20 protein-coding genes are annotated in these 19,083 nt (G+C 74.1%); 12 read left to right on the top strand and 8 right to left on the bottom strand.

Going from position 1 to position 19,083, the window contains the following annotated elements; genetic code table 11:
- Nucleotides 1-6: 6 nt before the first annotated feature.
- Entirely contained in the window at nucleotides 7-426 is a 420-nt protein-coding gene (locus tag Sru01_RS11185; protein ID WP_203984056.1) for a DUF6326 family protein, read from the bottom strand.
- A 135-nt stretch (nucleotides 427-561) separates the two neighbouring features.
- On the opposite strand from Sru01_RS11185, the gene Sru01_RS11180 reads away from it, so the two are divergent.
- On the top strand, nucleotides 562-1,476 hold the full coding sequence (locus tag Sru01_RS11180) for a sensor histidine kinase (RefSeq protein WP_203984054.1): 915 nt from the start codon (nucleotides 562-564) through the stop codon (nucleotides 1,474-1,476).
- Nucleotides 1,476-2,120 (top strand): response regulator transcription factor, encoded by a 645-nt coding sequence (locus tag Sru01_RS11175; RefSeq protein ID WP_203984052.1) that lies wholly within the window; start codon nucleotides 1,476-1,478, stop codon nucleotides 2,118-2,120. The genes Sru01_RS11180 and Sru01_RS11175 overlap by 1 nt, the downstream gene beginning before the upstream one ends.
- A gap of 57 nt (nucleotides 2,121-2,177) precedes the next feature.
- Here Sru01_RS11175 and Sru01_RS11170 read toward each other — a convergent pair whose 3' ends face one another.
- Nucleotides 2,178-2,624, bottom strand: a complete 447-nt coding sequence (locus Sru01_RS11170) for a DUF6223 family protein (protein WP_203984051.1) — start codon at nucleotides 2,622-2,624, stop codon at nucleotides 2,178-2,180.
- A 138-nt stretch (nucleotides 2,625-2,762) separates the two neighbouring features.
- Nucleotides 2,763-3,479: a helix-turn-helix transcriptional regulator gene (locus tag Sru01_RS11165; RefSeq protein WP_203984050.1), complete on the bottom strand. Its 717-nt coding sequence runs from the start codon at nucleotides 3,477-3,479 to the stop codon at nucleotides 2,763-2,765.
- 128 nt (nucleotides 3,480-3,607) lie between these two features.
- On the opposite strand from Sru01_RS11165, the gene folE reads away from it, so the two are divergent.
- The gene (folE, locus tag Sru01_RS11160) at nucleotides 3,608-4,237 is read left to right on the top strand and encodes a GTP cyclohydrolase I FolE (RefSeq protein ID WP_203984049.1); all 630 of its coding nucleotides are present in this window, start codon (nucleotides 3,608-3,610) and stop codon (nucleotides 4,235-4,237) included.
- Between the two features lie 17 nt (nucleotides 4,238-4,254).
- The gene (locus Sru01_RS11155) at nucleotides 4,255-5,472 is read left to right on the top strand and encodes an NAD(P)/FAD-dependent oxidoreductase (RefSeq protein ID WP_239137282.1); all 1,218 of its coding nucleotides are present in this window, start codon (nucleotides 4,255-4,257) and stop codon (nucleotides 5,470-5,472) included.
- A gap of 78 nt (nucleotides 5,473-5,550) precedes the next feature.
- Here the strand turns inward: Sru01_RS11155 and Sru01_RS11150 are convergent, their stop codons facing one another.
- The gene (locus Sru01_RS11150) at nucleotides 5,551-5,886 is read right to left on the bottom strand and encodes a cupin domain-containing protein (RefSeq protein ID WP_203984048.1); all 336 of its coding nucleotides are present in this window, start codon (nucleotides 5,884-5,886) and stop codon (nucleotides 5,551-5,553) included.
- Between the two features lie 70 nt (nucleotides 5,887-5,956).
- Between Sru01_RS11150 and Sru01_RS11145 the strand changes: the two genes are divergently transcribed.
- Nucleotides 5,957-6,907: a helix-turn-helix domain-containing protein gene (locus tag Sru01_RS11145; protein WP_203984047.1), complete on the top strand. Its 951-nt coding sequence runs from the start codon at nucleotides 5,957-5,959 to the stop codon at nucleotides 6,905-6,907.
- A 141-nt stretch (nucleotides 6,908-7,048) separates the two neighbouring features.
- On the top strand, nucleotides 7,049-7,675 hold the full coding sequence (locus Sru01_RS11140) for an FMN-dependent NADH-azoreductase (protein ID WP_203984046.1): 627 nt from the start codon (nucleotides 7,049-7,051) through the stop codon (nucleotides 7,673-7,675).
- 22 nt (nucleotides 7,676-7,697) lie between these two features.
- Here Sru01_RS11140 and Sru01_RS11135 read toward each other — a convergent pair whose 3' ends face one another.
- Nucleotides 7,698-8,318, bottom strand: coding sequence for a TetR/AcrR family transcriptional regulator (locus Sru01_RS11135; RefSeq protein ID WP_239137280.1), 621 nt, complete (start codon nucleotides 8,316-8,318; stop codon nucleotides 7,698-7,700).
- Between the two features lie 207 nt (nucleotides 8,319-8,525).
- Here Sru01_RS11135 and Sru01_RS11130 point away from each other — a divergent pair, with 207 nt between their 5' ends.
- The 3 genes from Sru01_RS11130 to Sru01_RS11120 all read left to right on the top strand — a co-directional run bounded on the left by Sru01_RS11130 (nucleotide 8,526) and on the right by Sru01_RS11120 (nucleotide 12,646).
- Complete coding sequence (locus Sru01_RS11130) at nucleotides 8,526-9,425, top strand: carbohydrate kinase family protein (protein WP_203984045.1); 900 nt, start codon at nucleotides 8,526-8,528, stop codon at nucleotides 9,423-9,425.
- A gap of 116 nt (nucleotides 9,426-9,541) precedes the next feature.
- The gene (locus Sru01_RS11125; protein ID WP_373869513.1) at nucleotides 9,542-10,990 is read left to right on the top strand and encodes an MFS transporter; all 1,449 of its coding nucleotides are present in this window, start codon (nucleotides 9,542-9,544) and stop codon (nucleotides 10,988-10,990) included.
- A 189-nt stretch (nucleotides 10,991-11,179) separates the two neighbouring features.
- Complete coding sequence (locus Sru01_RS11120) at nucleotides 11,180-12,646, top strand: MFS transporter (RefSeq protein WP_239137278.1); 1,467 nt, start codon at nucleotides 11,180-11,182, stop codon at nucleotides 12,644-12,646.
- Nucleotides 12,647-12,978: 332 nt separating this feature from the next.
- Here the strand turns inward: Sru01_RS11120 and eda are convergent, their stop codons facing one another.
- From eda to edd, 3 genes are read right to left on the bottom strand one after another with little or no spacing between them, the layout of a single operon-like run.
- Nucleotides 12,979-13,593 (bottom strand): bifunctional 4-hydroxy-2-oxoglutarate aldolase/2-dehydro-3-deoxy-phosphogluconate aldolase, encoded by a 615-nt coding sequence (gene eda / locus Sru01_RS11115; protein ID WP_203984043.1) that lies wholly within the window; start codon nucleotides 13,591-13,593, stop codon nucleotides 12,979-12,981.
- On the bottom strand, nucleotides 13,590-14,642 hold the full coding sequence (locus tag Sru01_RS11110) for a glucokinase (RefSeq protein ID WP_203984041.1): 1,053 nt from the start codon (nucleotides 14,640-14,642) through the stop codon (nucleotides 13,590-13,592). The genes eda and Sru01_RS11110 overlap by 4 nt, the downstream gene beginning before the upstream one ends.
- A complete protein-coding gene (gene edd / locus Sru01_RS11105) occupies nucleotides 14,639-16,489 on the bottom strand; it encodes a phosphogluconate dehydratase (RefSeq protein ID WP_239137276.1) in 1,851 nt (616 codons plus the stop codon). The genes Sru01_RS11110 and edd overlap by 4 nt, the downstream gene beginning before the upstream one ends.
- A gap of 198 nt (nucleotides 16,490-16,687) precedes the next feature.
- Between edd and Sru01_RS11100 the strand changes: the two genes are divergently transcribed.
- The 3 genes from Sru01_RS11100 to Sru01_RS11090 all read left to right on the top strand — a co-directional run.
- Entirely contained in the window at nucleotides 16,688-17,878 is a 1,191-nt protein-coding gene (locus Sru01_RS11100; protein WP_203984040.1) for an ROK family transcriptional regulator, read from the top strand.
- Between the two features lie 12 nt (nucleotides 17,879-17,890).
- Nucleotides 17,891-18,529 carry a hypothetical protein gene (locus tag Sru01_RS11095; protein WP_203984039.1) on the top strand — a complete coding sequence of 213 codons (639 nt, stop codon included), beginning with the start codon at nucleotides 17,891-17,893 and terminating at the stop codon, nucleotides 18,527-18,529.
- 45 nt (nucleotides 18,530-18,574) lie between these two features.
- The coding region (locus Sru01_RS11090; protein ID WP_203984038.1) for a DUF2247 family protein at nucleotides 18,575-19,083 on the top strand (509 nt) is incomplete at its 3' end.

Here is a 19,083-nt window from a genome sequence, read left to right as displayed (position 1 = left end):
GCTTCGTCAGCTGGACGGCCGGCCCGGTGGGCGCGCCCGCCGCGGGTTCGCCGGCGCCTCGGCGGGCGCGGCCGCCGGGGCGGCCCAGCGCCAGGCCAGGACGGCGATGAGTGCGGTGGCGGACGCCTCGACGACGCTGTAGGCGAGGTAGTAGCCGGTCGGCGGTGCCACGGTCAGCGACCAGATCTGCACCAGGGTCATCACCGATCCCGCCCCGATGTTGGTCCAGCGGTTCGGGCGGTACGGGGCCAGGAAGGAGACGAGGGTCGCGGTGATCGGGATCTCCATCAGGGCCGCCGCCGCCAGCAGGAAGCCCGGGGTGACCTCGAACGGGTTCGTCTGGGCGGGATCCATCAGGTCGAAGAGGTCGCAGTAGAGGTAGTTGAACATCACGAAGATCCATAAAGCGGACAGGGTGTTCTTCATGGGGCCGAAGCTAATTCCGGGTCCCCGGGCGGCGCTTCCCCCTCCGGAGCCGATCCGGACTCCCTCCACCGGGCCGATCGCGATTCACTCTCTTGGGCGAGGACAGCGGGGGCGGTCAGGGGCGACGATGGGCGGGTGACCTCCCTGCTGGACGTACGTGCCGTCCGGGTGCTGCTGTGGGCGCTCATCCGGGTGGCCACCGCGCCGGTCGTGCTGGTTTTGGTCGTGGTGAGGGCGCTGCGCCCGTTCATCGTGCTGATCCTGCTGCTCGTCACGCTGTTCCCCGGGACGTTCGGCGACCAGGACGCCGAGATCTCCTGGCTGGAAGGGCTGGTCTGTGTCGTCGTCCTGGCGCTGATGCTGCTGCCGCTGCGCCGCGTCCTGGCCTCGCTCGCCGGCTGGCATCTGCGGCTGGCCGGGCGCCTGCTGGGGCCCGGGCCGGGCGAGCTGGCGCTGGCCCGCGCGCAGGAGCAGCTCCGCATCGACCAGGAGTTGCACGACAGTATCGGCCACATGCTGTCGATGATCGTCGTTCAGGCCGGTGCCGGCGCGCACGTCTTCGACCACGACCCCGCCTTCGCCCGGCAGGCGCTCGCCACGATCGAGCAGCGCGGCCGGGCCGCCCTCGGCGAGCTGGACCGGATCATCTCCGGCATCCAGGGCCACGCGCCCCCGCCGGGCGGCGACGACCCGGCCGCGCTGACCGCGCTGATCGACGGCGCGCGCCAGGCCGGGATGGCGGTGACCGCGTCGATCGAGGCGACCGGCCTGCCGCCCGCGATCGGGCGCGGGGTGCACCGGATCGTCCAGGAGGCGCTGACCAACGCGGCCAAGCACGCCCCCGGCCGCCCGGTCACCGTGGAGGTCGGCACCGGGTCCGGCGCGGTGACGGTTCGGGTGGCGAACGCCTTCGACGCTCCCGCCTTCCCGGGGCACGGGCACGGACTGGCCTCGATCCGCGACCGGGTGAGCCTGCTGGGCGGCACGGTCGCCATCGGCCCCGCGGGCGGCCGGTTCACCGTGCGGGCCGTCCTGCCGCTGGAGTCCTGATGCGGATCGCGATCGTCGACGACGACCCGCTGGTGCGGATCGGCCTGCGCGCCGTGCTGTCCAGCGAGCCCGGCTGGCAGGTGAGCGCCGAGGCCGGCGACGGCCGGGCCGCGCTCGCCCTCGCCGGCGGCTCCCCGCCCCCCGACGTCGTCCTGATGGACATCCGCATGCCCGGCATGGACGGCCTGGAGGCCACCCGCCGCATCACCGTCGCGCAGGACGCCCCCCGCGTCCTGGTGCTGACCACGTTCGAGGTCGACGCCTACGTCTTCGACGCGCTTCGAGCGGGTGCCAGCGGTTTCGTGCTGAAAAGGGTGCCACCGAAGGAACTGATCGAAGCCGTCCGCGTCGTCGCCTCGGGCGAGTCATTGGTCTTTCCCGCCTCCACCCGCGGCGTCATCGAACGCTTCGCCGTCCGCACCGGGCGGCCGCTGCCGGAGCTGTCGGCACGCGAACGGGACGTCCTCCGGTCGCTGGCGCGCGGGCGGTCCAACGCCGAGATCGCCGGCGAGCTGTTCCTGTCGGTGCAGACGGTGAAGTCGCATGTGGCGTCGGTGCTGTTCAAGCTGGGCGTGCGGGATCGGACCCAGGCGGTGATCGCCGCCTACGAGACGGGGTTCGTGGTGGCGGGGACGGGCCGATGAGCCGCTCGAGCCCGGCGCGCCATGGGCGCGGCGCGGCGGCTCGGAAGACCCAGCGGTTCACCCGCGCGGCCGGACCCTGGGCCCGCGCCGCATCTCCGCCTCGGTGGACGGGTGCCCGCTCCGGCGGGAGCGGGTGAGTGCCAGCCCGCCGAGGACGGCACCGGCCAGCCCGAGCGCCAGCGCCGCGGCCCCGCCGGCCACCCCGTTGCCGGTGCCGAGACCACCGTCGGCGACGGCCAGGTTCACCGCGCCGTTGAGTCCGGCCGCCGCCGCCACCACCAGGGCCACGATGGCCGCCCGCCGGCCACCGCCGTCGAGGCGCCGGACGGAGCGCACGGCCAGCCATCCGAGGACCACGCCGGCCAGCCCCGCCAGCGCGGCGATGCTGGCCCAGACCCGCCGCGGGGTCCCGACGAAGGTGCCGACCCCCTGGCCCGCGCATTCCGCCTGCGTCGAGCAGACCGGCGAGGCCACGTCGGTGGCGAGCGTCAATAGGACGGACATGAGGTTCTCCTCTGCTTCCTGCGACTGGACAGCAGAACCATGTCCGATGAACCGCCGCCGGTCGTCCGGCCACCGGAGGTCTCTTCGCCTGCCGCCGCCGCGGCAGGAAAGGTGGATCTACCGCCGCCGCGGTAGCCGTCAGGTCTGTATGTCCGAGGGCTTGGCCGCCGCCGAGGAGAGTTCAACGCAGCATTCGCCCGGCCGGGGCGCGAGGACCGCCCGCACCCTGGTGGCGGCCAGGCCGGTGAGCATGCCGGACAGGAAGGCATGGTTGATGCCGCACACCAGGTCGGGGGCCTGGGCGGCGAGCGGATGGAACGGGCAGTTGCGCAGCCGCAGGCAGGTGGGGGACTCGCGGCCGGGCTCGAAGCCGTGCCGGGCCAGCAGGCTCTCGACCAGCGTGAGGGCGCGTTCGGCGCCCAGCCGGCCGGGCCGGGCCCGGGCGCGTTCCGCGGCGCCGAGCTCCGCGCCGCGCCGCCCGGCCACCTGGACCGCCGCCGCGCGAGCGTCGTCGCCTTCGCCGGCGGCCAGGACCGCGTCCACCAGGATGCCGGCCAGCACCTCGTGCCGCCGTTCCGGGATGGTGACCCGGATGTCGATGTCGGCCGGCTCGTAGACCTTCGGCGTGCGGCCCACCTTGCGGATGCCGCCCACCGCCTCGTAGCGGGCCCGCAGCAGCCCGGCGTCCACCAGCTTGTCCAGGTGGAACGCGGCGAGCTTGCGGGAGATGCCGACCGCGGCGGCGGCCTCGTCCCGGGTCACCGGGCGGCGTGCCCGGCGGATGTGGGCGTACATGCCCTGGCGCAGCGCGTCGTCCAGCGCGGCCACCGCGCTGATCGCGGGATCGGGCGTCACCGGGCCACGATAACACCCACATCGATGGTCGAAAGCCTACATCAGGTGATTTAGCCGGGTCTCTTGACCGCTCGAACGAATAACGCCAATACTCGTTGGCGTAACTCGGGATGCATTCGGAGGCGGCGATGGCCGGTGGAGTACTGCACGAGGCGAAACGACCGGTGGGCGGCGCGCTACGGGTGATCGACGAGTCGCGCGGTGGCGCGGACCTGGCCGCCGCCGAGCGGGCGGCCGGCGACTTCCTCAGGGCGCTGGGCGTGCCGACCGATTCGGCGGGCCTGCGGGAGACCCCGGCGCGGATGGCCCAGGCGTACGCCGAGCTGTTCGCGCCCCGCCCGTTCGACCTGACCACCTTTCCCAACGACGAGGGCTACGACGAGCTGGTGCTGGCCAGGGCGATCCCGGTCCGCTCGGTCTGCGAGCACCACCTGCTGCCCTTCACCGGCGTCGCCCATGTCGGCTACCTGCCCGGCGACCGCATCGTCGGGCTGTCCAAGCTGGCCCGGGTCGTCGAGCACTTCGCCGGCCGGCCGCAGGTGCAGGAACGGCTGACCAGGCAGGTGGCCGGCTGGCTCGCCGACCGGCTGCACCCGGCGGGCGTCGGCGTCGTGATCGAGGCCGAGCACACCTGCATGACCCTGCGGGGCGTACGGGCCGCAGGCTCGACCACCGTCACCTCGACCCTGCTGGGGGTGCTGCGGGCCGACGACCGGTCCCGCCAGGAGTTCCTCGCCGGCACCGGCACCCACCGCTGACCGAGGAGGTCATCACCGTGACACGACAGAGCTTCGTGATCGTCGGAGCCGGTCTGGCCGGCGCCAAGGCCGCCGAGGCGCTGCGCGAGCAGGGATTCGACGGGCGGATCACCCTGGTCGGCGCCGAGCCGCACCGCCCCTACGAGCGGCCCCCGCTGTCCAAGGGCTACCTGGCGGGCACCGCCGGCCGGGCCGGCGTCTTCGTCCACCCGGAGGACTGGTACGCCGGCCACGACGTCGAATTGCGGCTCGGCGTCGCCGCGACCGGCCTGGACCGTGGCGCGCGCCGCGTCGAGCTGGACGGCGGCGGCATGATCGGCTACGACCGGCTGCTGCTGGCCACCGGAGCCGTCCCCCGGCGGCCGCCGATCCCCGGCGCCGGCGCGCCGCACGTGCACTACCTGCGCCGGATCGAGGACTGCGAGTCGCTCCGGGACGTCCTGGCGAGCAAATCCCGGCTGGCGGTGATCGGCGCCGGCTGGATCGGGCTGGAGGTCGCCGCCGCCGCCCGGCAGGCCGGTCTCGCGGTCACCGTGCTGGAGGCGGCGCCGCTGCCGCTGCTGCGGGTGCTCGGGCCCGAGGCCGCCCGGGTCTTCGCCGGCCTGCACCGCGACCACGGCGTGGACCTGCGGCTCGGGATCACCGTCGGCGAGATCACCCCGGCCGGCGTCCGGCTGGGCGACGGCACCGAGATCGGCGCCGACGCCGTCCTGATCGGTGTCGGCGCCGAACCCGAGGTGCGGCTCGCCCGGCTCGCCGGGCTGCGGGTGGACGACGGGATCGTGGTCGACGCCGCGCTGCGCACCGAGGACCGGCACATCGTCGCCGCCGGGGACGTCGCCGCCGCCTACCACCCGCTGCTGGGCGAGCACGTGCGGGTCGAGCACTGGGCCAACGCCCTCGCCCAGCCCGCGGTCGCCGCGGCCACCATGCTGGGGCGGGACGCGCTCTACCAGGACCTGCCCTACTTCTACACCGACCAGTACGACCTCGGCATGGAGTACGTCGGCCACGTCGGGCCGGGCGGCTACGACCGGGTGGTCTTCCGGGGCGACGTCGCGGCGCGGGAGTTCATCGCCTTCTGGCTGCGCGGCGACCGCGTGCTGGCCGGCATGAACGTCAACGTCTGGGACGTCGTCGAGCCGATCAAGGCGTTGATCCGTTCCGGCGCCGCCGTCCGCGCCGAGGCGCTGGCCGATCCCGACCGGCCGCTGGAGGACCTCGCCGCCCGCTGAGGAGGCGCGTCCGTGCGGACGCGTGGGGATCGGCCAGCGGCCGGTCCGTGACCGGCCCTCCGGGTGGCAGGTGCGTCGCTAGCCCTCGGGGTAGAAGAGGAAGAGGGTGCAGCCTTCTGCCGTCTGCGGGACGTGCGAGGTGCCGGCGGCGGCGTGGATGAACGAGCCGGCCGGGTAGTCGCGGTCGCCGTCGTTGAACACGCCGGACACCACGAAGACCTCCTCGGGCCCGGGGTCGTGCACGTCCACCTTCGGCCAGCGGGTGCCCGGGTCCATCTCCAGCACGTAGGCCTTCGCCCCGTTGTCGCCGTGCCACAGCGGGCGCAGCCGGATCCCCGGGAAGACCTCGTGCACGGGGGCGTCCTGGACGGAGGACCACTCGTAGGCGGGGGCGGTGTTCGGTTCGGTCGTCATGGCACCAGCCTGTCGGCCGGCCGCCGCCCCACCCAGTGTCTGGAAAGACGTCTGGGAGTACTTTCCGGTCATGCATCAAGTCATGGCCCTCATCCGCCCACCGCAGTCGACGTTCGAACTCGGCTGCGCGGCCCAGGTGTTCGGCGTCGAGCGCGCCGGGCTGCCGACCCGGTACGCCTTCGGGGTGTGCACCGAGCACCCCGGCCCGGTCGCCACCTACGCCGGCTACGACATGCTGGTGACCGGCGGGCTGGACGCGCTGGACCGGGCGGACACCGTGATCGTGCCGGGGTGGCTGCCCGCCGCCGAGCCGCCGTCCCCCGGAGTCGTCCGCGCGCTGCGCCGCGCGCACTCCCGGAGCGCGCGGGTGGTGAGCATCTGCTCCGGCGCCTTCGCGCTGGCGCACGCCGGCCTGCTGGACGGGCGGCGGGCGGCCACGCACTGGGGGCTGGCCGGCGAACTCGCCGCCCGCTTCCCCCGCGTCGAGGTGGACCCGGACGTGCTGTACGTGGACCACGGCGACGTGGCGACCAGCGCCGGCGCCGGGGCGGGCTTCGACCTGTGCCTGCACCTGGTCCGCGCCGACCAGGGTGCCCGGTACGCCGCGCACGTCGCCCGGACCATGGTCATGCCGCCGCACCGCGAGGGCGGGCAGTCGCAGTACGCGGCGCCGCCGCACCCGGCGCAGATCGACGGCACCCTCGCGCCGCTGCTGGATTGGATCGACGAGCGGCTCGGCGAGCCGGTCACCGTGCAGGACATCGCCGCCCGCGCGGGTGTCTCCACCCGCACGCTGGCCCGCCGGTTCGCCGGGCAGCTCGGCACCAGCCCGGGTCGGTGGCTGCTCGGCCGGCGGATCGCGCTGGCCCGCGACCTGCTGGAGTCCACCGACCTTCCGCTGGACGCGGTGGCCCGGCGGGCGGGCCTGTCCTCGGCGACCAACCTGCGCCGGCGGTTCCTGGACGGCCTGGGCACGACACCGGGCGCCTACCGTCGCGCCTTCCGGGCGGCACCCCGCTGACCTGCCCGCCGAACCGGCGGCTGATGCACCTCGACCTGCGATGGCCTCGGGCGGTGCGGCGACGGCTTGAAAAAGCGGACTGTGGTCCGTATATTTCTTGAGGTAACCGGACCGTAGTCCGACTAGCTGAGAGGCCACGCCATGTCCAAGCTTCTGCACATCTCCGCCTCGCCCCGCGGCGAGGACTCCGAATCGCTGCGCATCGCCCGGACGTTCACCGAGACCTACGCCGAGTCCCACGCAGGCGACCAGATCGAGCACTGGGACCTGTGGGACGGGTCGCTGCCGGACTTCGCCGCCGGCGCGCGGGCCAAGATGACCGTCTTCGGCGGCGGCGAGCCGCGGGGCGCCGAGGCCGAGGCGTGGGCCGCCGCCCGGCGGGCCTTCGAGCGGTTCACCTCCGCCGGCCGGGTGCTGTTCTCGGTGCCGATGTGGAACGGCTCGGTGCCGTATGTGCTCAAGCAGTTCATCGACGTGGTCAGCCAGCCGGGCTGGATCTTCGGCGTCGACCCGGAGAAGGGCTACAGCCACCTGCTCGCGGGCCGGGGCACCCGGGTGGCCGTCGTCTACACCAGCGCGGTCTGGGGCCCCGGGCTTGGCCCGGAATTCGGCACCGACTTCCAGTCCACCTACTTCACCGACTGGCTGCGCTGGACCGGCCTGACCGACATCAGTGAGATCCGCTTCCACCCCACGCTCACCGGTGACTGGGACGACGCCCGCCGCCAGGCCGACGCCCGGGCCCGCGAGATCGCCAAAGGCTTCTGACTCGACGGTCCGGGCGGGCGCGTCAGGCCAGGCGGCCAATCGCCAGGCGGTGCAGCCCGGCGCGCAGGCGCGGCTCGCCGAGTTCGGGGAGCAGCGCGGCCACGTGCTCGGCGGCCAGCGCGGCGAGCACGGCGTGCGCGGCGTGCTCGGGGTCCGGCCCGCCGGCCAGCAGGATCGCCAGGTGCCGGTGCCAGAAGCGGTAGGCGCCGATCCGGTAGCGGGCGCCGGGCGTCGCGGTCTCCGACATCCGCACCAGGTCCAGATGCTCCAGCAGGTAGTCGAGGTAGGCGTCCATGAACGCGGCGAGCCGTTCGGCCGCCGGCGCCCCGGGGCCGAGCGGCGGCGGCCCGTGCAGGATGGACTCCTGCAGCACCCGCTCGCGCGCGTCCAGCAGCGCGGCGGCCAGGCCGGACTTGTCGCCGAACCGGCGGAACAGCGTGCCCTTGCCGACGCCGGCGGCCGCGGCGATCTGGTCCATCGAGACCGCCGCCACGCCGTGCTCGGCGAACAGCCGGGCGGCCGCCTCCAGCACGGCGGCCCGGTTGCGCGCGGCGTCGGCACGTTCCCTGGCCGGCCGGGCGCGCAGCAGCTCCAGCGGGACGGCCGACCCGGCCCGCCGCCCGTCATCCTCGTCCCCATGCACAGCCGGACTATAGTCCGATTACTCCGGCGAAGCGAGCCGGGCCCGTCCGTTCCCGTGCGGTGATGCCACGGCAGGAGGTCTCGGCGGTGCGGGGCCACCGGCCCCGGTCTCCGGGCCGGCCCGGCCGCCGCGGACACCTGCCCGCCCGGGTAGCGTCGGGGAGACGCGGCCGGCGGACGGCGCGGTAGCACAGGGAGACGGGGCACGGTGACGGAGTACGACGTGGTCGTGGTGGGCGGAGCGGGCGTGGACACCACGGTGTACGTGCCGGAGCTGCCGCTGCCGTACGCCGACACCCACGCCGTGCCGCCGGTGGTGGACCGGATCGGCAACACCGGCGCCGGAGTCGCGCTCGGCTGCCACACCCTCGGGCTGCGCGCCGTGCTGGTGGACCTGCTCGGCGAGGACCCGCAGGGCGCGCTGATCCGCGCGCACCTGGCCGGGCGCGGCGTGGAGCTCGCCTGGGCGCCGGTGCCGGAGGGCACCCGGCGCAGCGTGCTGCTGGTCGGCCCGGACGGGCGCCGCATGTCGCTGTACGACCCGCGCGCCGCCCCCGGGCAGCGGCTGCCCCGCGAGCTGTGGCTGCCGGCGGTGCGCGCGGCCCGGCACGTGCACCTGTCCATCACCGACTTCTCCCGGCACCTGCTGCCCGAGCTGCACGCGCTCGGCGTGCCGGTCTCCACCGACCTGCACGACTGGGACGGCGTGAATCCCTATCACCTGGACTTCGCCACCGGCGCCGACCTGGTCTTCCTGTCGGCGGCCAAGCTCGCCGACCCCGAGCCGGTGATGCGGGAGGTGCTTGCCCGCGGCCGGGCCTCGACCGTGGTCTGCACGGCCGGCGCCACCGGGTCCTACGTGCTGGACCAGGACGGCGACCGGCTCCGGCACGTCCCGGCGGTCGACCCGCCCGGTCCGGTGGTGGACGCCAACGGGGCCGGCGACGCGTTCGTCTCGGGGTTCCTGCAGGGCCGGCTGCGTGGCCTGCCGCCGGAGAAGTGCGCCCGGCTCGGCGCCATCGCCGGCGCGCACGCCTGTACCGCCGAGGGCACCCACGAGGATCCCATCGACGAGCCCACCCTGCTGGCCCGGTACGCGGCGGGCTGAGCACTCCGCGCCCCATGATCCATCGGCGTGGTCGCACAACCAACAGCACGCCGCTACCCCTGGTAAAAGCGGATTAACAGGCATATTTCCGGAGACTCACCACGGCTATGGGAGACGTGGTACGTAGTCTCATTCCCGCGCGGCTCGACCGGCTCAAGTGGTCCAGCTTCCACACCCGCCTGGTGGTCGCGCTCGGAGTGGCATGGGTGCTCGACGGGATGGAGATCACGATCGCCAGCGCGGTCGGAACCGTCCTGCAGGACAAGCAGACCCTCGGCCTTTCGGCCGTCGAGGTCGGGCTGACCGCGACCGTCTACCTCGCGGGCGAGGTGGTCGGCGCACTGGTGTTCGGACGCCTATCCGACAAGCTCGGCAGGCGAAAGCTCTTCATCCTCACCCTGGCGCTGTACCTGATCGCCAACGGGATCACCGCGTTCTCCCCGAACCTGGCCTTCCTGCTGGTCTTCCGGTTCTTCGCCGGCATGGGCATCGGCGGCGAGTACGCCGCGATCCACTCGGCGATCGACGAACTCATCCCCTCGCGCTACCGGGGACGGGTCGACCTGGCGGTCAGCGGCACCTACTGGCTGGGCGCCATCTTCGGCACCGCCAGCACCTACGTGCTGCTCAACCCGGACATCCTGCCGGTGGACCTGGGCTGGCGGATCGGCCTGATCATCGGCCCGCTGCTCGGCCTGCTCATCTGGGGCCTGCGCAAGCACCTGCCGGAGAGCCCGCGCTGGCTGCTCATGCACGGCCGCCAGGAGGAGGCGGAGGAGGCCGTCAAGGTGGTCGAGGCCGCCGCGACCCACGGCCACGGCGGCGAGCTGCCCCCGGTGGACGAGGACAAGGCCATCGAGGTCCGCCCGCACGGCGCGCCCACCTACCGGGAGATCCTGCGGGTGGTGTTCCGGGAGTATCCCAAGCGCACCATCCTCGGCGTGACGCTCATGGTGAGCCAGTCGTTCATGTACAACGCGATCTTCTTCACCTACGTTATGGTGCTGAACACCTTCTTCGACGTGTCCGCCTCCGACTCCTCGAAGTTCCTGCTGATCTTCGCGGTGGGCAACCTGGCCGGGCCGCTGCTGCTGGGCAAGCTGTTCGACACCATCGGCCGCAAACCCATGATCGCCGGCACCTACGCCATCGCCGGCGTGCTGCTCGCGGTGACCGCCTGGCTGTTCAAGCAGGGAGTGCTCACCGCCACCACCCAGACGTTGCTGTGGGGCGTGATCTTCTTCTTCGCCTCCGCCGCGGCGAGCTCGGGCTACCTGACGGTGAGCGAGCTGTTCCCGCTGGAGATCCGGGCGCTGGCCATCGCGCTGTTCTTCTCCATCGCCCAGGGCGTCGGCGCCCTCGGCCCGGTGATCTTCGGCGCGCTGATCGGCAGCGAGGACGACCCCGATCCGACCGGGCTCTTCTACGGCTACCTGGGGGCGTCGGCGCTGATGCTGGTCGCCGCGGTGGTCGCCATGGTCTTCGGCGTCAAGGCCGAGCGCCGCTCGCTGGAGGAACTCACCCCGGCCCTGTCCATGCGCGCCGCCGAGCGCACCTCCGCCTGATCCACCCGGCACCACCCCGAGGCCGGCGGGCCCTGCCCGCCGGCCTCCCTTCTGCCCGCCCGACGACTCCGGCCGAGGCCCCGGCGGCCCCGGGCCGCTCGGTGCTGGCCGGGCCGGCCGGCACGACATGCCCGGCACCTGGTCACCGAACGCCACCGGAGCCGGTCGTGATGGCTACGCTGGGTGATCGTGTCGAGGGTCGTCCGCAGCCTGGTGCCCGCGCGGCTGGACCGGCTGCCGTGGTCGCGGTTCCACACCCGCATGGTGGTGGCGCTCGGCGTCGCCTGGGTGCTGGACGGCATGGAGATCACCATCGCCGGCGCGGTCGGCTCGGTGCTGCGCGACCAGCGCACCCTCGGCCTGACCTCGTTCCAGGTCGGGCTCACCGCGACCGGCTACCTGCTCGGCGAGGTGGCCGGCGCCCTGGTGTTCGGCCGGCTGTCGGACCGCTTCGGCCGGCGCCGGCTGTTCGTCCTCACCCTCGGTCTTTACCTGGTGGCCAACGGGATCACCGCGTTCTCCCCGAACCTGGCGTTCCTGATGTTCTTCCGCTTCCTGGCCGGCGCGGGCATCGGCGGCGAGTACGCCGCCATCCACTCGGCCGTCGACGAGCTGGTGCCGGCCACCCACCGCGGCCGGGTCGACCTCGCGGTGAGCGGCACGTACTGGCTCGGCGCCATGCTCGGCACCGCGAGCACCTACGTGCTGCTCGACCCGCGCCTGCTGCCGGTGGATCTCGGCTGGCGGCTCGGGCTGCTCATCGGGCCGCTGATCGGCGCGCTCGTCTGGGGGTTGCGCCGGCGCCTGCCGGAGAGCCCCCGCTGGCTGCTCATGCACGGCCGGGCCGACGAGGCCGACGGCGAGGTCTCCGCGATCGAGGCGGCGGTGGAGCGCAGCGGCCGCCCGGTGCCGCCGGTGGACGCCGGCCAGGCCATCGAGCTGCGCCCGCACGGCACCCCCTCCTACCGGGAGGTCGCCCGGGTCCTGGTGCGCGAGCACCCGCGGCGCTCCGTCCTCGGCGGCACCCTGCTGGTCAGCCAGTCCTTCCTCTACAACGCGATCTTCTTCACCTACGTGCTGGTGCTGGACGCCTTCTACGGGGTCGCGCCGCGCGACGCCTCCAAATACCTGTTCCTGTTCGCGCTGGGCAACCTGGCCGGGCCGCTGCTGCTCGGGCCGCTGTTCGACGTGCTCGGCCGGCGGGTGATGATATCGAGCACCTACCTGGTATCCGGCGTCCTGCTCGGCGTGACCGGCGCGCTGTTCGCCGGCGGGGCGCTGACCGCGGTCACCCAGACCCTCCTCTGGTCGGTGATCTTCTTCTTCGCGTCCGCCGCGGCGTCGGCCGGGTACCTGACGGTGAGCGAGCTGTTCCCGCTGGAGATCCGGGCGCTGGCCATCGCGCTGTTCTTCGCGCTGGCCCAGACCGCCGGCGCGCTCGGCCCGTCGCTGTTCGGCGCGCTGATCGGCGACCGCGCCAACCCCGACCCGGCCGGACTGTTCCACGGATACCTGCTGGCCGCCGGGGTCATGGTGGTCGCCGGGCTGGTCGCGCTGGCCCTGGCCGTGCCCGCCGAGCGGCGGCCGCTCGAACACGTCACCCGCCCGCTGTCCGCCCGCGGCCTGCCCGGCCCGGACGGCCCCGCCGGCCGGTGAGCCAGGGTGGCGGGACGAGCATGCCGGACATCCGGCCATCGGGGTGACCGGACGGCGGCGGGCCGGGCTGGATCGGGCATGTGCCGGATGGCGGTTCGAGCACACCGGATCATCGCGTGCCTCGGACGACGACCGGCCACGTCGGCGGGCGGGCCGGGCCCGCCTCGGATGACCGGCGGGCCCGCGGGCGCCGGGTAGGGCGCCCGCGGGCCTGCACTCCCATGGCCGCCGCGCCGGTCGGGGCGGTTGCCAGGGCCGGTCGCCCGCGCCGAGGGAGGAGAAGACGCGGGGGACACTCTCAAGGTGGCCCGCCGGACCGGGCCGGTGGCCGGTCAGCCGCGCAGCGCGGCGGCCTCGGCGGCCAGCTTCTCGATGCGGGCGTGGTCGCCGGCCGCCACCGCGTCCGCCGGGGTCAGCCAGGTGCCGCCCACGCAGCCCACGTTGGGCAGCGCCAGGTAGGCGGGCGCGGTCTGCGGCCGGATGCCGCCGGTCGGGCAGAACCGCACCTGCGGCAGCGGCCCGCCCAGCGCCTTCAGGTAGGCCACGCCGCCGGCCGGCTCGGCCGGGAAGAACTTCAGCTCGGTCAGGCCGCGCTCGGCCAGGGCCATCACCTCCGAGGCGGTCGCCGCTCCGGGCAGGAACGGCACCCCGGACTCCAGCATCGCCGCGACCAGCGCGGGCGTGCTGCCCGGGCTGACCAGGAAGCCCGCGCCCGCCCGGACCGCGGCGGCCACGTCGGCGGGCGTGCGCACCGTGCCCGCGCCGACCACGGCGCCGGGGACCTCGGCCGCGATCCGGGTGATCGCCTCCAGCGCGCACGGGGTGCGCAGCGTCACCTCGATGGCGGGCAGCCCGCCCGCCACCAGCGCGCGGGCGATCGGCACCGCCGTCTCGACGTCGTCGATCACCACGACCGGCACGACCGGGGCCAGGTCCAGGATGCTCACGGTGCGGTACTCCTTGCTGCGGGGGACGCCGGCGCGGGCGCGCCGGCCGGTCCCGGGACGGGGGGCGGGTCGTACTCCAGGTCCGACACGCGCTGGGCGAGCCAGGCCGCCGCGCCGGTCAGCGCGGGCTGCGCGGCCACGATCACCGTGGTGGCGATGCCGGCCAGGTAACCCGGCAGGGCGAGGTCGGCCTCGAAGCGGCGCCGGAAGTCGCTCGCACGCGCGCGTTCCACGATCCGCGGCAGGATGCCGCCGCCGAGGTAGACGCCGCCGCGCGCCCCCAGTGTAAGCGCGACGTTCGCCGCGAACCCGCCGAGCAGCCCGCAGAAGACGTCCACGGTGCGCGCGCACAGCGAGTCGTCCAGCCGGGCGACGATCTCGCTCGCCGGCAGCGGTGCGATCCGGATGCCCTCCACCAGCGCCAGCCCGTGCCGCAGCCGGGCCAGCCCGGGGCCGGACAGCAGGTGCTCGGCGTCCACGAACGGCATGCCCTCGGCGCGCAGCGCCCGGACGATCTCCAGCTCCAGGTCGGTGACCACCGGCGCCGAGACGTGGCCGCCCTCGCCGGGCACCGGCACCCAGCCGCCGCGGACCGGGACCAGCCCGGCCACGCCCAGCCCGGTGCCCGGGCCGAGCACCGCCTTCACCATGCCGGGCGCCGGCGCCGGGCCGCCCAGGCCGGCCAGGCCGTCGGCGGGCAGGTGCGGCAGCGCCAGGGCCAGCGCCTCGAAGTCGTTCAGCAGCTCCACGTGCGGGATGCCGAGGTCGCCGGCCGAGCCGGCCCAGCCGGTGTTGGTCAGCAGGTACCGATCGCCGCGCACCGGCCCGGCGACCGCCAGGCAGGCCGCGGACGCGCGCGCCCCGCCGGCGTGGGCGTCCAGGTAGGCGGCGACCGCGTCCGGCAGCCCCGGGTAGCGGGCACCGGGCAGCACCGCGACCGACTCGGGCCGGCCGCCGGGCCGGGTGACCAGGCCGAACCGGGCGTTGGTGCCGCCGATGTCGGCCACCAGCCACGGCGCGTCCGGCGACGGCGCAGGGACGGCGGTCACGGTCGGCCCTCCGCACCGCTGATCGCGAAGACGCCGGCCCCCCGATCGGCCGGCGCGGCGGCCCGGCGGAAGGCGGCGAACAGCTCGCGGCCGGTGCCGACCCACTCCTGGTCGGTGGCCGGCCGGCCGTCCGGCTCGCGCCCGGCCAGCTCGCCCGCCGGGACCAGCAGCTCCAGGGTGCCGGTGGTCAGGTCGAGCAGGATCGGGTCCCCGTCGCGGACCAGTGCCAGCGGGCCGCCGTCCGCCGCCTCGGGCGAGAGGTGGATGGCCGCCGGGACCTTGCCCGACGCCCCCGACATCCGGCCGTCGGTGACCAGCGCGACGCGCTGCCCGCGGTCCTGCAGCACCGCCAGCGGCGGGGTCAGCTTGTGCAGCTCGGGCATCCCGTTGGCCGACGGCCCCTGGTAGCGGACGACGGCGATGAAGTCCCGCCCGTCCAGCTCGCCGGCCTCGAACGCGGCCAGCAGGCCGGCCTGGTCGTCGAACACCCGGGCCGGTGCCCGGACCACCCGGTGCTCGGGCCGGATCGCCGACACCTTGCCGACCGCGCGGCCGAGGTTGCCGCCGACCATCTGGATGCCGCCGTCCGGCGCGAACGGCTCGGCGGGCGGGCGCAGCACGTCCAGGTCGGCGCTGCCGGCGGCGCGCTCGGTCCACACCACCTCGCCCTCCTTCAGCTCGGGCGTGCTGCGGTACAGCGACAGGCCGCGGCCGGCGACCGTCAGCACGTCCTCGTGCAGCAGCCCGGCGGACAGCAGGTCGCCGATCAGCACCTGCATGCCGCCGGCCGCCTGGAAGTGGTTCACGTCCGCCTGCCCGTTGGGGTACATCCGGGTGAGGAGGGGGACCGCCCGCGACAGCTCGGCCAGGTCGTCCCAGCGCAGCTCGAACCCGGCGGCGGCCGCGATGGCGACCAGGTGCATGGTGTGGTTGGTGGACCCGCCGGTGGCCAGCAGGGCGACGGCCGCGTTGACCAGCGCCTTCTCGTCCACCACCTCGGCGACCGGGGTGTATTCGTCCCCGTGCGCGGTGATCTCCACCACCCGGCGGGCCGCCGCGCGGGTCAGCCCGTCGCGCAGCTCGGTGCCGGGGTTGACGAAGGTGGCGCCGGGCAGGTGCAGGCCCATGACCTCCATCAGCACCTGGTTGGAGTTCGCGGTGCCGTAGAAGGTGCAGGTGCCGGGGGAGTGGTAGGACTTCGCCTCCGCCTCCAGCATCGCGCCGCGGCCGATCTTCCCCTCGGCGAACAGCTGCCGGGTACGTGCCTTGACCTTGTTCGGCAGCCCGGACGGCATCGGCCCGGCCGGCACGAACAGCGCCGGCAGGTGCCCGAAGTGCAGCGCGCCGATCAGCAGCCCCGGGACGATCTTGTCGCACACGCCGAGCAGCAGCGAGCCGTCGAACATGTCGTGCGACAGCGCGATCGCGGTGGCCATCGCGATGACCTCGCGGCTGTACAGCGACAGCTCCATGCCGGGACGGCCCTGGGTGACGCCGTCGCACATCGCCGGCACCCCGCCGGCGAACTGCGCCACGCCGCCGGCCTCGCGTACCGCGTCCTTGAGGATCGCCGGGTAGGTCTCGTACGGCTGGTGCGCCGACAGCATGTCGTTGTACGCCGAGACGATCGCCACCCCGGGCCGCTCGGCGCCGCGCAGCGCGAGCTTGTCGGCCGGGGAGCAGGCGGCGAAGCCGTGGGCGAGGTTGGCGCAGCCGAGCGCGGTGCGGGCCGGGCCGCGCTCGCGCGCCTCGCGGGCCGCGGCGCCCACCCGGTCGAGGTAGGCGGCGCGGCTGCGCGCGCTGCGCGCGGCCACCCGCTCGGTGACCTCCTGGACGGTGCGGTGCACGGCTGGTTCTCCTCGTGCCAGGGCCCGGCGCGGCGGCCGGGCGGGGGGAGACGCGGGCCGGGCGGCCCGGCAGATCTCCCGAACAACGACAGATCGGACAGTAGCCCGAACTTAGGCAGCGAACAAGCACAGTTCTGTAATTTGAGATGAGGAACTTAGGTAGTTGGATTTACAAAAGAGCTGTGGTTCACTTGGCGGATGAGCCGACGATCAGGCTCCGCGCCGGCCACCACCGGCGAGGTGCTGCACCTCATCCGCACCGGCGAGGCGGCCACCCGGGCCGACATCGGGCGGCTGACCGGGCTGTCCCGCCCCGCCGTCGCGCTGCGGGTCGCCGACCTGATGGACCGCGGCCTGGTCGCCGAGGACACCGCCGGCCCGTCCACCGGCGGCCGACCGCCCGTCCGGCTCGCCTTCAACGCCGCCGGCGGCACCGTCCTGGTCGCCTCGCTCGGCGCCAGCCGCACCCAGATCGCCGTCTGCGATCTGTCCGGCGCCCAGCTCGCCCGCACCGACCTGGAGATCGACGTCGAGCGCGGCCCCGGCGTGGTCCTGCCGCTGATCATGGACGTCTGGGCGGACCTGCTCGGCGACCGGCCCGCCGCCGGCGTCCGCGGCGCCGGCCTGGGCGTGCCCGCCACCGTCGAGTTCGCCGCCGGCCGCACCGAGAGCGCCCGGGTCATGGCCAGCTGGACCGGCGTGGCGATCCCGCCGCTGGTCGCCGCCCGCTACCCGGTGCCGGTCTTCGTGGACAACGACGTCAACGTCATCGCCATGGGCGAGCATCGCGCCGCCTACGCCCGCGAGGTGCGCGACCTGCTCTTCGTCAAGGTCTCCACCCGGATCGGCGCCGGCGTGGTCGCCGGCGGCGAGGTGCTGCGCGGCGCGCTCGGCGCGGCCGGCGAGATCGGCCACATCCCGGTCCGCGACGGCGGCGGCGTGCTGTGCCGGTGCGGCAACGTCGACTGCGTCGACTCCGTCGCCAGCGGCACCGCCATCCTGCGCGACCTGCGCGCCGCCGGCCGCCAGGTCGCCACCCTCGCCGACGTGGTCACCCTGGTCCGGGCCGGCGACGCCGAGACGATGGCCGTGGTCCGCCGGGCCGGCCGGCTGCTCGGCGAGGTGGTCGCCAGCGCCGTCAACCTGCTCAACCCGGCGGTGGTCGTGCTCGGCGGCGACGTCGCCGAACGCTTCCAGCCGCTGGTGTCCGGGGTGCGCGAGGTCGTGCACCGGCGCTCCACCGCGCTGTCCACCCGCAGCCTGCGCATCGAGCGCAGCCGCCTAGGCGAGGACGCCGGCATCATCGGCTGCGCCCTGATGGTCACCGACCACATCCTCGCCCCCGACACCATCGACGCCACCCCCGCCCGCGAACCCGCCCACCACTGATCAGGAACCAAGGTGAGGCCGAACGCCACGCTGACGGCACTGGTCGTGGCCGTGCTCGCCGGACTGCCGGGGGCCTGCGGGGTGGCACGATCACGGACGGACGGCACGGGACCGGCCGGCCGGCCGGACCTGCCTGCCGCCACGCTCCTCGCCGGGCGGAGCGACCTGCCGGCCGCGGTGACGTCCACCGGGTACGCGGCGGTGCAGAACAAGGACGTCACCGTGCCGCCCGGACCGGACTTCTTCGGGGCCGACGACTTCGCCCTCCGCACCTGGGGACGCGTCCCGAAAGTGCCCGCCTTCGGGCAGATCGCGCTGAGATACTCCACGGTGGCGGCCGCCGCGCGCGAATACGATCTGGCGCCATACGGGCGGACCTATAGTGATCCGGACATGGGCCGGTTGACGCCCGAGCCGTACGCCGGGCCGCCCCTGCGGGCGGATGCCTTCAAGCTCGCCTGCCTCCGGTCGCCGCTCGAACTGCGCAGAGGATGTTCCGGCTGGACGTTCCGCGCCCGTTACGGTCGCTACCTCGTCGAAGCGAACTTCAGCCTGCAGACCGGCGGATCACCCGTCGAGCTGGACGCTCAGGCCTTCGACGCGATGGTGTCCTCGATCGACGCCCACGTCGGCGACGTTCTCCATCGCTGAGGAAGCACACCGGTGGTTGAATCATCGAGGAAAGAGAAACCGGCCATGAGTGACCTCGTGAGATTTCCGATCCCCGCTGACTTCATATCGTCGCGAGTCGCGCTCACCGCCGGAGAGCTGGTGTGCGGATATCGGGCGGGCTGGCTCTCGTCAGCGGATCTCGCCGAATTCGCCAGGGGCGTGCCATCGGAGTTGCTGCCCGGTCTGCCGACCGAGGAGGAGATGTCATATCTCCTGCCGAGTGAGGCCGAGGACAAGGTGCGGGCGGCCGTCCAGGCACGTGACGATCTGGACTGTGCCGAGCCGGAGACCGAACGGGTCTGGCGGTACCTGGCCCTCGCCTGGCTGTACGAGCGGCGAAACACGATCTCCGGTTTCTGGGACGTCATCGAGATGATGTGGTCTGACGCCGGCTACCCGGAGGAGATGGAGCCGTTCATCTACCATCTGCCTCCGCTGCCGGGTGAGGAGTCCGGCGAGACGGCCATGCTGCGGCGGCTGGCGTCCTACCTGTCAGAGCGGGCGGACCGGTACCGAACCCGTGGCAACTCGTC

Origin of the sequence: Sphaerisporangium rufum, assembly GCF_016863395.1 — a bacterium.
Taxonomy (GTDB): Bacteria; Actinomycetota; Actinomycetes; order Streptosporangiales; family Streptosporangiaceae; genus Sphaerisporangium; species Sphaerisporangium rufum.
This window is presented reverse-complemented; position numbering and strand designations above follow the sequence as displayed.

Bases quoted from the DNA above. Each gene is read 5' to 3' on its own strand.
- Sru01_RS11185 (WP_203984056.1), bottom strand. From the start codon at position 426: ATGAAGAACACCCTGTCCGCTTTATGGATCTTCGTGATGTTCAACTAC.
- Sru01_RS11175 (WP_203984052.1), top strand. From the start codon at position 1,476: ATGCGGATCGCGATCGTCGACGACGACCCGCTGGTGCGGATCGGCCTG.
- Sru01_RS11170 (WP_203984051.1), bottom strand. From the start codon at position 2,624: ATGTCCGTCCTATTGACGCTCGCCACCGACGTGGCCTCGCCGGTCTGC.
- folE (WP_203984049.1), top strand. From the start codon at position 3,608: ATGGCCGGTGGAGTACTGCACGAGGCGAAACGACCGGTGGGCGGCGCG.
- Sru01_RS11150 (WP_203984048.1), bottom strand. From the start codon at position 5,886: ATGACGACCGAACCGAACACCGCCCCCGCCTACGAGTGGTCCTCCGTC.
- Sru01_RS11145 (WP_203984047.1), top strand. From the start codon at position 5,957: ATGCATCAAGTCATGGCCCTCATCCGCCCACCGCAGTCGACGTTCGAA.
- Sru01_RS11140 (WP_203984046.1), top strand. From the start codon at position 7,049: ATGTCCAAGCTTCTGCACATCTCCGCCTCGCCCCGCGGCGAGGACTCC.
- Sru01_RS11100 (WP_203984040.1), top strand. From the start codon at position 16,688: ATGAGCCGACGATCAGGCTCCGCGCCGGCCACCACCGGCGAGGTGCTG.